Raw genomic sequence first — 11,583 nt, 5'->3', positions numbered from 1 at the left:
AATCAATATCGTTCAGTGACTACCGGTAACATTTGGGTTGCCTGGCCATATCCACTTTTTCCCAATCCACTACGATGCCCTTTTTCTCGTCGGCGCATTCGAAATAGACGCCCTGCAATGGCGGATAGTTATGAACGGGGATGGCACCAGGAATGCTTTTTACAACTTTGGGGACCTTCGGATCGGCGATGTTTATCACCAGCAGGTTCGAGAAGTTGTCCGCATACAGCCAATTGTCCTTCACGGCGATGTCGTAGTTGCCCAGGATCGAGACAAATGAAAGGTTTTCAGGCTTTTTGGGATCGGTATTGTCAATGATATGAATGCCCTTGCCTAGCTCGTTGATGAACAGATACCGGTCGAATGTATATATTTTCCCCGGCGTTTTGAGCGCCTGGGCCGCCTGAACCTCCACTTTGGATACCTCATCGGGACTTTTGTAAACGGGCCGGTAGCCTGTTCCGTCGAATTTCACATTGCCGACAAAGGGCTCCGAGTCCCTGGGATAACATGAGAGCATCAGTAATGCGAGGCAACTTGCAAGTAAAGTTCTTTTCATGGCAATGACCGGATTGAATTCTGGATTTTAGACACCATGTTGCATTTAAACGTTGCAACCAGCTTCCCGTACTTTCGCTAAATAACTAAGTATTTGAGCTTTACCGGAATTGTTGTACCTTATATTCAATCCTCATATTCACCATCTCTGTCACCCATCTTTATGAAAAAGCTCCTTAAAATCGTGGGCATTCTCCTTGTGGTGCTCATTCTGGCCGCCGCGGCCGCTGCTACCTATGTAAAAACTGGACTTCCTGATGTCGGCGAAGCCCCTATCATTTCCGTTGAAAGAACGCCCGAGCGGATCGAGCGAGGAAAGTATCTTGCCAACCACGTCGCGGTCTGCGTGGATTGCCATAGTACCCGCGACTGGACACTATTTTCGGCCCCATTGGCTGCCGGCAATTTCGGTGGCGGTGGCGAGGTCTTCAATCGGGATATGGGCTTTCCCGGCGTGTTTTATGCAAGAAACATCACACCTTATGGAATCGGCAAATGGACCGACGGCGAGGTTTTCCGCGCCATTACCACCGGTACCAGCAGGGACGGCACGGCGCTGTTTCCCATTATGCCCTACCGGAATTACGGCCAGCTCGACCAGGAGGATATTTACAGCCTCATCGCGTACGTACGCACCCTCGCGCCGGTCAAGCATGACATAGCTGCTCCCGAGTATGACTTCCCGGTCAATATCCTGATCAATACAATGCCGACGAAAGCAAACCTGACTCAGCGCCCGTCGGAAACCGACCAGGTCGCCTACGGCCGCTATGTAGCCACCGCGGCAAGCTGTGTAGAATGCCACAGCAAGCGTGAGAAAGGTGAAAAAGTGCCTGGGACGGAATTTGGCGGCGGTATGGAATTTATCATGCCAAACGGCATTACCACCTCCGCGAACATTTCGCCCGACAAAACCAACGGCATCGGTACCTGGACGGCCGATGCATTTGTGCAGCGCTTTAAGCCCTACGCCGATTCGAGCTATAAGCCACACAAGATCGCTCCTAATGAAATGAACACCCCAATGCCGTGGACGATGTATGCAGGTATGAAGGAAAGTGATCTGAGGGCGATTTTCGCTTACCTGCAAACGGTGAAGCCGCAGAGCAACAAGGTGGTTAAATTCAGACCGAAACTGGCTAGCGCCGACTAGGAACAAAAAACGGGGATCTGCATTCCGCAAGATCCCCTCCTACCACGCAATTACCGTGGTTTCTCAAACTGGAACTACCAGCAGAAACCAGGATTTCGCGTACATGGAGGGAAACTCTTTGTCAGACTCGAGCAGAAGGAGGTCGCGATGCGCGTTTAATGGTCATTCCAGCAATAGCGCCCTTCGCATTCGCGAAAACTCTGCCGGATAGGGTGCCCGGATAGTTACCATTTCTTTTGTAAAAGGATGCACAAATTCCAACCCCACCGCATGCAGCATCATCTGCATCATATTCAGATGCTCTTTGAAATACCGGTTCTGTTTGTTACATCCATGCGGGCGGTCGCCGATGATCGGATGTAGAATGTGCGCCATGTGCTTGCGGAGCTGGTGCATTCTTCCCGTGACGGGATTTAGCTTCACCAACGAGTAGCGGGATGTAGGGTGTTTTCCGACGGCAAACGGTACTTCACTGCGCATTAATGTCTCGAAATGGGTTACAGCATTCTGCGTGACGCCATCGTCACGTTTTAGAGGGTAGTCAATCGTTCCTGTGTCAGGAGTATAGCCTCTCACGATGGCATGATAGGTCTTGGTAATCTCGCCGTCCATAAATTTGCGCTGCATTTCACCGTTGGTCGGTTCATCCAAGGCAAATAGCAGCACGCCGGAGGTTTTGCGATCCAGGCGGTGGACGGGGTACACTTTCCGGCCCAATTGATCGCGCAGCAGCTGCACGGCGAAAACATCTGCGTCGTTGGCGATAGGCGATCGGTGTACGAGCAGGCCGTTGGGCTTATTGATGGCTACCAGGTGCTCGCACTGAAATAAAATTTCTAACGGGTCCATTCTGAAATGTAAAAGCGGGGAATTTTATCCCAAACGAGGCGGTCAATGTGTCGAAACTAGCCCACGAATAAACACAGCCGATAGAGGCGCCGCTGGTCAATGGGGCTCGTGGTTCTTTCTGGAATGCCGTATCCTGAACCGGATCACGCCCCATAGTACGAGATACAATATCCCCAGCAACATCCCGATCTCCATCGCGAACACCCAGGCGGTACGATCCAGCAGACTTTCGAAGAGGTTATTGATGATGGCCCCCGGCTCATGAATAATGTCCCAGCTGTTCATCCGGCGCACGCGGCCTAGATATACGCCAAAGCCAGCCAGCGGAAGGCTTAAAAGCAGCAGCGTATTGGCTGGCTTCCGTTCGAATACCCTACGCCAGGAGCGGTGGATCCAATAAAGCGATACCAGACCATTGAAAAGGCTTACTTCCGCATAGGAAAACAGCATAATGATGTCGTGCCACGTCAAATCGCGTTGGTAATCCACAGTCAGATGCGCCAGGTCGGTGATCATATAAGGCGCATTCGGGAAGAATGAGAGCCAGGCAATGCTGAGAATCCCTAAAACAAATGGAATGTGTCCGAAACGCTTCGTGAGGTTATCCGCCATAAAGGCAATAATGAGCGGTATCCAGCTCAGAAACAGGTTCCAATCGAGCGAAAAGTCAACCGGGGAGTTGAAAAGGATGCGGACAAGGTGAAAAAATACCGCAAGCAAGCTCAGAAGCAAAAGCAGTAACAGCGAAAACAAGCCCTCCATCGTAATGATGGGAGGATCGGATACGCTGAATTTATAATTCCTTATCCAATCTATCAAACGGTCCAAGTGCACGTAATTTAAGTTCTTTCATGACGATTAAGCAAGACAAACAATGCCCACGTCTGACCAACTCTGATTAAGAGGCCTGTGCCTCAGTAGGGTTTACGGTTTTCGGCTGATCCTTTTTAGGTCTCCTCCGCTTGTTCCTGCGCTTGGGTTTACCACTCGCAGCCGGCGCTACGGCCATTGCTGCATCATTAGCCGCCAAAGTTGCAGTTTCTGCGCTTGTGGTCCCTTGGGGCTTCGTTTCGCGATGCGGTTTCCTCGAAGATGGCGCACCCGAGCCGGCTTTTTTCCTGTTCTTCCTGTTGTTGTTATTACGTCCCCCGGAGCGAAAACGTGGCGGCTCAAATACAGGAGCCTCGCCCAGCCCCAGTTCGGCAGTCACGGATTTTTTCTCCAACTCCTTTTCAAAAAGCCTTTCGATCTTCAATACATATTTCTGATCGTGCTCGTTGATGAACGTTATCGCCGTGCCTTTTGATTCGGCACGTGCCGTACGCCCTATACGGTGCACGTAATCTTCGGGGTCGCGGGGAACGTCGTAGTTCACCACATGGCTGAGGTTATCAATATCTATGCCGCGGGATAATACATCGGTCGCTACAAGGATCGGAAACTGCCGGTTTTTGAAATCACGCAATACGATTTCTCTTTCCCCTTGCTCCGAATCTGATGAAATCCCATGCGCGCCTAGTCTCAATTTGCGCAGCGCCCGCACGATCGGCTCTACGTTGGATTTACGGGAAGTGAACAGTACCATGCTGATATTTTCGACGCCCTTCAGCAAATGCATGAGCAATGGCAGTTTCTGCTCGTCTTTGGCCATATAAAATTGCTGGTCAATCCGGTCGGCGGGGCGGGAAACCGCCAGTCTGATCTCTTCTGGGTCTTTCAGAATGCGTTTGGCCAGATCACCGATCTTGGACGGCATAGTGGCCGAAAACATCAATGTCTGCCGCTCATTGGGCAGATAGCTCATGATTTTCAGGATATCGCCCAAAAAGCCCATATCCAGCATACGATCGGCCTCATCAAGGACCAAATGCCGCAGGTCACGGAAATGGACGTAGCCTAGCTGCAAATGCGCGATGAGCCTGCCTGGTGTGGCGATGATAATATCCGCACCCTGGGTCAACGCTTTCTTCTGCTGGTCCCATTCCGGGCCTTTGTTACCTCCATACACGGCAATGCTGGTAGCGCCCACAAAATAACCCAAACCCTGGATCTGCTGGTCGATCTGCACCGCAAGCTCACGGGTAGGTACCAAAATCAGTGCGCCGGTATGCGCATTGGCCTCATGGGCAACTTTGTCCAGAATGGGGATCAGGTACGCGGCGGTTTTGCCGGTTCCCGTTTGAGCGCAGGCAAGCAGGTCCTTGCCGCTGAGAATGTGTGGTATAGCCTGCTCCTGGATAGGCGTTGCCTGTTGGTAGTTCATGGAATCCACGGCGTTCAGAACGTCTTCGTGGAGTTCAAATTCGTTGAAATTCAAAATTCAGCTTTTAAAATCCGCAAATCCGTTGATTTACAGATGTGTTATACATATAGCTGACCTTGATTTTCCCAGTCAGCAAACCGCTCGATTTGAACAAATATAACGAATATGTGCCAGAACGACAAGAAAGGTGCGAAACGACCGTGTAAAAGATTCACTACACGGCGGCCTCACACCTTCCAAAAATAATACGGTTTTCAGACGTTGACGGCCCTCAGATCACTGGCTTCTTCGGGCGTGTAAAGTCTGGAACGGGTGATAAAACGCACACCCAACGGTATCTCCAGGGAGAAACTCGCGCCCCGGCCGGGCACGACATCGATCGTCAACTGCGTATGCTGCCAGTACTCGAACTGGTCACGGCTCATAAAAAACGCACAGCCCGCTATTTCCCCTAACAATACATCACTTTCCGAGACGCGGAATTCTCCTTTCGGAAAACACATGGGCTGCGAGCCATCACAACACCCTCCACTCTGATGAAACATCAGCTCTCCGTGCAACTCCCGAAGCTGGTCGACAACCTTTTCGGCTTCGGGAGTAATCAGAACGCGCTCCGTCATAACATCCTTAGAAAAATCCCAGCTTGTTCTTGTCGTATGAAATCAGCATGTTCTTGGTCTGGCGGTAGTAACCGAGCATCATTTTGTGGTTTTCCCGGCCAAAACCCGACTTTTTGTAACCACCGAACGGAGCGTGGGCGGGATAGGCGTGATAGTTGTTCACCCACACCCTACCCGCCAGGATCGCCCGTGGTACCTGATAAATCTCGTGCGCGTCGCGCGTCCACACACCTGCGCCCAACCCGTATAAAGTGTCGTTGGCAATAGCGATAGCCTCCTCGGTAGTTTTGAAAGTGGTCACACACACCACCGGGCCAAAGATCTCCTCCTGGAAAATCCGCATTTTATTATGGCCCTTGAAAATCGTAGGCTGAATGTAGTAGCCGCCCGAAATACCGTTTTCGAAGGTCTGCGCATCGCCACCGGTGAGAACTTCTGCGCCTTCCTCCTTGCCTATTTTCAGATATGACAAAATCTTTTCGTACTGATCGTTCGATGCCTGCGCACCCATCATGGTCGTGCCGTCGAGCGGATGCCCCATTTTGATTGCCTTCGTGCGCTGGATAACCCTTTCGATGAATTTGTCGTAAATGCTCTCATGCACCAGCAACCGCGACGGACAGGTACAAACTTCGCCCTGGTTCAATGCAAACAGCACCGCACCTTCGATAGCTTTGTCCAGAAATGCGTCATCCTCGTCCATCACCGACGGGAAGAAAATATTCGGCGATTTACCGCCCAGTTCCATCGTCACCGGCACAAGGTTGTCGGAAGCGTACTGCATAATAAGCCGTCCGGTAGTGGTTTCACCCGTGAATGCAACCTTAGCCACCCGCGGCGACGATGCGAGCGGTTTACCGGCTTCTACGCCGAAGCCGGTAACGATATTGAGCACGCCAGGAGGCAGAATGTCCCCGATCAGCTCCATGAGGACCATAATAGAAGTAGGCGTCTGCTCGGCAGGTTTCACCACCACGCAGTTACCCGCTGCCAGTGCAGGCGCGATTTTCCAGGTTGCCATCAAGAGCGGGAAATTCCAGGGGATAATCTGCGCTACCACGCCCAGCGGCTCGTGCAGGTTAATGCAAACCGTATTTTCGTCATGCTCGGAAATGCTGCCTTCTTCCGCACGGATCACACCCGCGAAGTAGCGGAAATGGTCAACGCAAAGCGGGAGATCGGCTGCACGGGTTTCGCGGATGGCCTTTCCGTTATCGATGGTTTCGACGATGGCCAGGTATTCCAGATTGTCTTCTATCACCTGCGCAATTTTCAGCAGCAGGTTGCTGCGGTTGGTAGCCGAAGTTTTGCTCCAAGCCGGAAATGCGGCATGCGCCGCATCCAGCGCCGCCTCAACGTCCTCTTTCGTCGAACGTGCTGCTTTGGTAAACACCCGCCCGTCAATGGGGGAAATGTTCTCGAAGTACTCGCCTTTGGCCGGCGCTACAAACCGGCCGTTGATATAGTTGTCATATTTATCTTTAAAATCAGGCCTTTTAGCCAGATTTTCGCTGCTGTACGTTTTACCCTCAACTGCCTTGTTTTCGATGATCGTATCCATGATTAAAGGTTATTTTTAGAAATGATTGATAATACAAACCTAGTCCCGCCAGGCGTTAATCATTGGTACGATCGTGTCAAGCATTAGGATAATTATCTCATTTTTTCAAAAAAGAGTTATATTCAATCATTGGATGGATGAGTGGACGGTGGAACAGAGGATTGTCATTTGTGGTCAGGTGTGGCTATTGATAGTCAGGTATTGTTAATGGTTGTGGTAGAGAATGTAGGCTGTAAAAGAATGTCGAGGTTTAAAACAAAAGAAAACAATGGCGGGAGGTTTCAGATTGGATCAGGTGGCGGTTTCGGGGGAGAAATCGCTGAAAACATTGGTGGAGAACCGGAGGGCATTTACGCTGGAAAACTGTGAGTTGAACTTGTTCGAAACTTTGCAGCCTTCGGCACTCGTGCCGCTTACATTCCCTGATTTCGTGGTGACGAGCATGCTGCGGGGGAAAAAAGTCATGCATTTGTTCGACCAGCCAGGATTTGACTACCTGCCGGGCGAAACAGTGCTAGTGCCCGCAAATGTGACGATGAAAATCGATTTCCCCGAAGCCCAGCGTGACAACCCCACCCAGTGCATTGCCCTGGCAATCGACCAGATGAAAATTCAGCAGATCGTTGACCGCCTCAGCGAGATGTACCCCCGCGAAGGCCGGCAGCAGTTCTGGTCGTTACAGCACAGCCAGTACCATTTCCTGAATAATATCGAACTCGCGCAGACGCTTAATAAGCTCATTAAAATCTGTTCGGGTTCCGCATTAGGCAAAGACATTCTAGCAGATCTCACCTTGCAGGAGCTCATTGTACATATTATCCAGACCCAACACCTGGCCGCAGCCGACGATGCCTCCTATCTGCACGAAGACAGCCCGTTGGCATTTGTCGTGAATTATATCAAAGCCAATATCAGTGAGAAGATTCAGGTGGAAGATCTGAGCGAGAAGGCGTGCATGAGCCGCGCCTCTTTCTACCGCGCATTCAAACGCGAATTCAGCATCAGTCCTCTGGATTTTATCTTGAGGGAAAAGATCAAAAAAGCCAAGCAGCTTTTGTCTCACACCAAAGACAGCATTTCGGATATCTGCTATCAGCTCGGCTTCTCGGATTTAAACTACTTCGGCCGGCAATTCCGTAAATCGGAAGGCATCTCGCCGAGCCAGTACCGGAACGTCGCTAGCCGCGATGAATGACGCTGTGCTCGGGTGTAGTCAGGTATTGTCAAGTGTTGTCATTTATTGTCATGTGATGTCATTTGTTGGCAATATTGGTCAAGCATTATATCTTGTGAAGCACGTCATTGAGGGGAAAACAATCCCTGACCATAAATGACCATTCATGACAATCCCTAACCACACTTGACCATTCATGACAATCCCTGACTACACGTGACAATATTTGACTACACCTGACACTTCCTTATGCAATACGTCCAGCTTTAAGGCGGTCTGTCATCATAATAGAACGGTCGATCCTGACCTGGATTGATTTGGCACTGGCAATGTAATGGATAATGGCCCGTTGGTTTACAGGTTTGGCATTTTCAAAGAGCCGCTTCGCTTCTTCGTCCTGCGCCAATAATTCCTGCAATTCCTCGGGCATATCGCGGCCATATTCGCTATCGTCCTTGCGGACAGTCGCGTGCAGCTTTTGACCCAATACCAGCTTACCCTGCTGACGGAGCGGGGTGGCTACATTAATATAAAAGCCTCCCCCTCCCTTGGGGCGGATCGCGCATTGAAAATGCACCTGCCCGTTGATCACGCAACGCACACGTGCGGGCTTGCGGCCTTCGACGAATTGCGCGGCCACCTCGTCGGGTACCATCATATAAAATTCGCCTCCCTTTTTGGGGAGGCGTTCTAGTATCGATTCAAAATGAACTTCTTCTTCCATCGGAAGCAATGCGGTTACTCGGTTAATGGTCTTACCTGAATGTCTTTGTAGTACACCACGCTCTTCGGATCGTGTGCCTGCAATGCAAATGTACCTTGTTTCAGGAATTTATTCTTCATCTCTCCCTCGCGCTTATCAACGTCGGTTTCCTCGTAATCCACTACTACTTTATCATTAATCTTGATGGTAATGTGCTTGCCTTCCACTTTAATGTATTCGGTATACCATTCATTGTCTTTCACATAAGTATCCTTCACGTCGATCACATTGTAAAGGCTGCCGGTGCGTTTGTAATCGGTATGCGACTGGTTGACTTGCACTTCGTAACCCTGCGCCGGCCAGCCATCCTCCTGGTAAGTAGTATGAATGAAAATACCGGAGTTTGAACCCGGTGTTGTTTTCACCTGGGCTTTAAATTCGAAGTTTTTGAACATATGGTTCTTAACCGGACCATCATAGAACAGATGCGCCCGCGGCCCGGCCACTTTAATGGTGCCGTCCTCGATAGTGAAGGAGCTCGCATTCGCCCCGATTTTCCACCCGGTAAAATCCCTTCCATTGAACAGGCTGATCCAGCCGTCCTGTGCGTGTGCAGAAATTCCAAGGGCAATGCTCAGCAAAACGGCGCTGCAAAAAACATGCATTAATCTTTTCATAAAATTCCGGTTTGGTAGTTCAAAAAGGTTGGTTTGTGAAAATCGGTCACCGTGTAACTAAACCGCAAACTTCTAAAAACTACTGATTCTTCACATAAAGTTTACCGACCGGCAGGCAACCTTCGACTGCATTTTGTGGTTGTATTGAGCCGGGGGGACGTCCCATCGTTTCCGCAACCACTGATTTTAGCATGAAGAATCCCTATTTGTCCCTGCTCGCAACAGCCTGGCGCTATGCCCGGCAGCAACGCGGCCGCTATCTGCTCGTGTATGGAATGTTTGTGATGGCCAACCTTGTACTGGCGGCGCACCCGTTGCTTTACGGCTGGTTTATCCAATCCATCCAGCAGGATGCAGAAGGCACTTTGCGTAATGTGTGGGTATACGGGGGCGCATACCTGGGCTTGATCCTGCTTGAATGGGCGTTTCACGGGCCTGCGCGAGTGATGGAGCGCAAACTGGCGTTCGATCTGAGCCGCAATTTTCTCGACGAATTGTATCATCAGGCGCTGCACCTGCCCATTCGCTGGCATCAGGACCACCACAGCGGCGCGACGATCAACCGCATCCGCAAGGCCTATGAAGCATTGAAAGACTTTTTTCAGAACGGCTTCATGTTTCTGCATGCCTTTGCCAAATTCATATTCTCATTTGTCGCCATTATCTGGTTTTCGCCCCTGTTTGGCGCAGTAGGCGTACTGATCGGGGTCATTAATGTGTATGTGATTTTTAAATTTGATAAGCCCTTCATAAAAGCACTCGACGAATCCAACGAAAAAGAGCACATCGTCTCCTCAACGCTGTTTGACAGTCTTTCCAACATCATCACCGTTATCACGTTAAGGCTCGAAAAACGGATGAAAATCAGTTTGATGAGCAAGGTGGCCGACGTATTTCCTCCTTTCCGGCGGTCGGTGTCTATTAACGAATGGAAGTGGTTTGTGGCAAGCGTGTTCATTGCTATCATTTACATTGTAGTCACGATCGGCTATGTATACCAGCATTACGTGCCGGGCGAAGTGTTCCTGGTCGGTGGGTTGGTTACCCTGCTGAGCTATGTGAATCAATTTACCTCCGTGTTCCAGGACATTGCCTGGCAGTATACCGAGATCATCCGGTACAACACCGAAGTACAAACTGCCCGCGCCATCGGCGAGGCGTACCACGAACATCACCGCGTCGACGAAGCCGGCGACCTCCCGGAAAACTGGCAGGAAATCCATATCAGTAACCTCAATTTCTCTCACGGCGAAATGTACGATGCCGAGACGCAGGCCCACAGCCTCCACCGGCTCGATATCCGCATTCGCCGCGGCGAACGCATTGCATTCATCGGCGAAAGCGGAAGCGGGAAAAGTACGCTCCTTGCCTTGCTAAGAGGTTTGTACCAACCTGAAAAAGATGTTAAAGTAACCATCGACGGCCGATACGAAGCCGCTATCGAAATGCTTGCCGACCAGGTAACGCTCTTCCCCCAGGACCCTGAAATCTTTGAAAACACCATTGCCTACAACATTACCCTCGGCCTGCCATTCGAAGAAGAAGACATTATGCAGGTTTGCGAAACAGCCCATTTCGCAGAAGTAGTGAACAAACTACCCAAAGGCCTCGAATCCAGCATTCAGGAAAAGGGCGTGAACCTGTCGGGCGGGCAGAAGCAGCGCCTTGCGCTCGCGCGGGGCATCCTCGCAGCGCGCACGAGCGACATTGTGCTGCTCGATGAGCCGACCAGCAGCATCGATCCGAAGACGGAGGCGGCCATTTATGATAAGATGTTTGCTGAATTCAGGGGCAAAGCCGTGGTATCTACCCTGCACCGTTTGCATTTGCTGACCAAATTCGATTACGTCTACATACTGCGCGACGGTTACCTGATCGACGAAGGTACGTTCGATGACCTTTACAGGAACAGCCCGGTGTTTCAGGATTTGTGGCGTCATCAGGATGCGGTAGCGGGCAGGTAACCGGCATGGTCACTACTCTGATTACGGCGCATGACACTTCTTCTCGTCAAAAATTTGTTGC

At 50.7% G+C, this 11,583-nt stretch carries 11 protein-coding genes; 3 read left to right on the top strand and 8 right to left on the bottom strand.

Annotation, left to right across the window (positions count from 1 at the left end):
- Positions 1 to 19: 19 nt before the first annotated feature.
- Positions 20 to 559, bottom strand: coding sequence for a hypothetical protein (locus tag ACQ4MZ_RS13790; protein ID WP_430845653.1), 540 nt, complete (start codon positions 557 to 559; stop codon positions 20 to 22).
- A gap of 162 nt (positions 560 to 721) precedes the next feature.
- On the opposite strand from ACQ4MZ_RS13790, the gene ACQ4MZ_RS13785 reads away from it, so the two are divergent.
- Positions 722 to 1,711, top strand: coding sequence for a c-type cytochrome (locus ACQ4MZ_RS13785; protein ID WP_430845652.1), 990 nt, complete (start codon positions 722 to 724; stop codon positions 1,709 to 1,711).
- A gap of 162 nt (positions 1,712 to 1,873) precedes the next feature.
- Here ACQ4MZ_RS13785 and ACQ4MZ_RS13780 read toward each other — a convergent pair whose 3' ends face one another.
- The 5 genes from ACQ4MZ_RS13780 to ACQ4MZ_RS13760 all read right to left on the bottom strand — a co-directional run bounded on the left by ACQ4MZ_RS13780 (position 1,874) and on the right by ACQ4MZ_RS13760 (position 7,004).
- Complete coding sequence (locus ACQ4MZ_RS13780; protein ID WP_430845651.1) at positions 1,874 to 2,560, bottom strand: pseudouridine synthase; 687 nt, start codon at positions 2,558 to 2,560, stop codon at positions 1,874 to 1,876.
- A gap of 96 nt (positions 2,561 to 2,656) precedes the next feature.
- On the bottom strand, positions 2,657 to 3,388 hold the full coding sequence (locus ACQ4MZ_RS13775) for a DUF1361 domain-containing protein (protein WP_430845650.1): 732 nt from the start codon (positions 3,386 to 3,388) through the stop codon (positions 2,657 to 2,659).
- A 70-nt stretch (positions 3,389 to 3,458) separates the two neighbouring features.
- Positions 3,459 to 4,877: a DEAD/DEAH box helicase gene (locus ACQ4MZ_RS13770; RefSeq protein ID WP_430845649.1), complete on the bottom strand. Its 1,419-nt coding sequence runs from the start codon at positions 4,875 to 4,877 to the stop codon at positions 3,459 to 3,461.
- Between the two features lie 200 nt (positions 4,878 to 5,077).
- The gene (locus ACQ4MZ_RS13765) at positions 5,078 to 5,443 is read right to left on the bottom strand and encodes a DUF779 domain-containing protein (RefSeq protein WP_430845648.1); all 366 of its coding nucleotides are present in this window, start codon (positions 5,441 to 5,443) and stop codon (positions 5,078 to 5,080) included.
- Between the two features lie 7 nt (positions 5,444 to 5,450).
- Positions 5,451 to 7,004, bottom strand: coding sequence for an aldehyde dehydrogenase family protein (locus tag ACQ4MZ_RS13760; protein ID WP_430845647.1), 1,554 nt, complete (start codon positions 7,002 to 7,004; stop codon positions 5,451 to 5,453).
- A 268-nt stretch (positions 7,005 to 7,272) separates the two neighbouring features.
- On the opposite strand from ACQ4MZ_RS13760, the gene ACQ4MZ_RS13755 reads away from it, so the two are divergent.
- The gene (locus tag ACQ4MZ_RS13755) at positions 7,273 to 8,199 is read left to right on the top strand and encodes an AraC family transcriptional regulator N-terminal domain-containing protein (RefSeq protein WP_430845646.1); all 927 of its coding nucleotides are present in this window, start codon (positions 7,273 to 7,275) and stop codon (positions 8,197 to 8,199) included.
- Positions 8,200 to 8,425: 226 nt separating this feature from the next.
- Here ACQ4MZ_RS13755 and ACQ4MZ_RS13750 read toward each other — a convergent pair whose 3' ends face one another.
- Positions 8,426 to 8,902 carry a DUF1905 domain-containing protein gene (locus ACQ4MZ_RS13750; RefSeq protein WP_430845645.1) on the bottom strand — a complete coding sequence of 159 codons (477 nt, stop codon included), beginning with the start codon at positions 8,900 to 8,902 and terminating at the stop codon, positions 8,426 to 8,428.
- Between the two features lie 14 nt (positions 8,903 to 8,916).
- Positions 8,917 to 9,558, bottom strand: a complete 642-nt coding sequence (locus ACQ4MZ_RS13745; RefSeq protein ID WP_430845644.1) for a 3-keto-disaccharide hydrolase — start codon at positions 9,556 to 9,558, stop codon at positions 8,917 to 8,919.
- Positions 9,559 to 9,749: 191 nt separating this feature from the next.
- On the opposite strand from ACQ4MZ_RS13745, the gene ACQ4MZ_RS13740 reads away from it, so the two are divergent.
- A complete protein-coding gene (locus ACQ4MZ_RS13740) occupies positions 9,750 to 11,522 on the top strand; it encodes an ABC transporter ATP-binding protein (protein WP_430845643.1) in 1,773 nt (590 codons plus the stop codon).
- The last annotated feature ends 61 nt before the right edge of the window (positions 11,523 to 11,583 follow it).

The sequence above is a fragment of the Dyadobacter sp. BHUBP1 genome (assembly GCF_050587785.1).
Lineage (GTDB): Bacteria > Bacteroidota > Bacteroidia > Cytophagales > Spirosomataceae > Dyadobacter.
Note: the sequence above shows the minus strand (reverse complement) of the source record. Positions and strands in the feature narration are given on the sequence as shown.

Coding starts and splice junctions, on each gene's coding strand:
- ACQ4MZ_RS13750 (WP_430845645.1), bottom strand. CDS start 8,902: ATGGAAGAAGAAGTTCATTTTGAATCGATACTAGAACGCCTCCCCAAA.
- ACQ4MZ_RS13760 (WP_430845647.1), bottom strand. CDS start 7,004: ATGGATACGATCATCGAAAACAAGGCAGTTGAGGGTAAAACGTACAGC.
- ACQ4MZ_RS13790 (WP_430845653.1), bottom strand. CDS start 559: ATGAAAAGAACTTTACTTGCAAGTTGCCTCGCATTACTGATGCTCTCA.
- ACQ4MZ_RS13785 (WP_430845652.1), top strand. CDS start 722: ATGAAAAAGCTCCTTAAAATCGTGGGCATTCTCCTTGTGGTGCTCATT.
- ACQ4MZ_RS13745 (WP_430845644.1), bottom strand. CDS start 9,558: ATGAAAAGATTAATGCATGTTTTTTGCAGCGCCGTTTTGCTGAGCATT.
- ACQ4MZ_RS13755 (WP_430845646.1), top strand. CDS start 7,273: ATGGCGGGAGGTTTCAGATTGGATCAGGTGGCGGTTTCGGGGGAGAAA.
- ACQ4MZ_RS13765 (WP_430845648.1), bottom strand. CDS start 5,443: ATGACGGAGCGCGTTCTGATTACTCCCGAAGCCGAAAAGGTTGTCGAC.
- ACQ4MZ_RS13780 (WP_430845651.1), bottom strand. CDS start 2,560: ATGGACCCGTTAGAAATTTTATTTCAGTGCGAGCACCTGGTAGCCATC.
- ACQ4MZ_RS13740 (WP_430845643.1), top strand. CDS start 9,750: ATGAAGAATCCCTATTTGTCCCTGCTCGCAACAGCCTGGCGCTATGCC.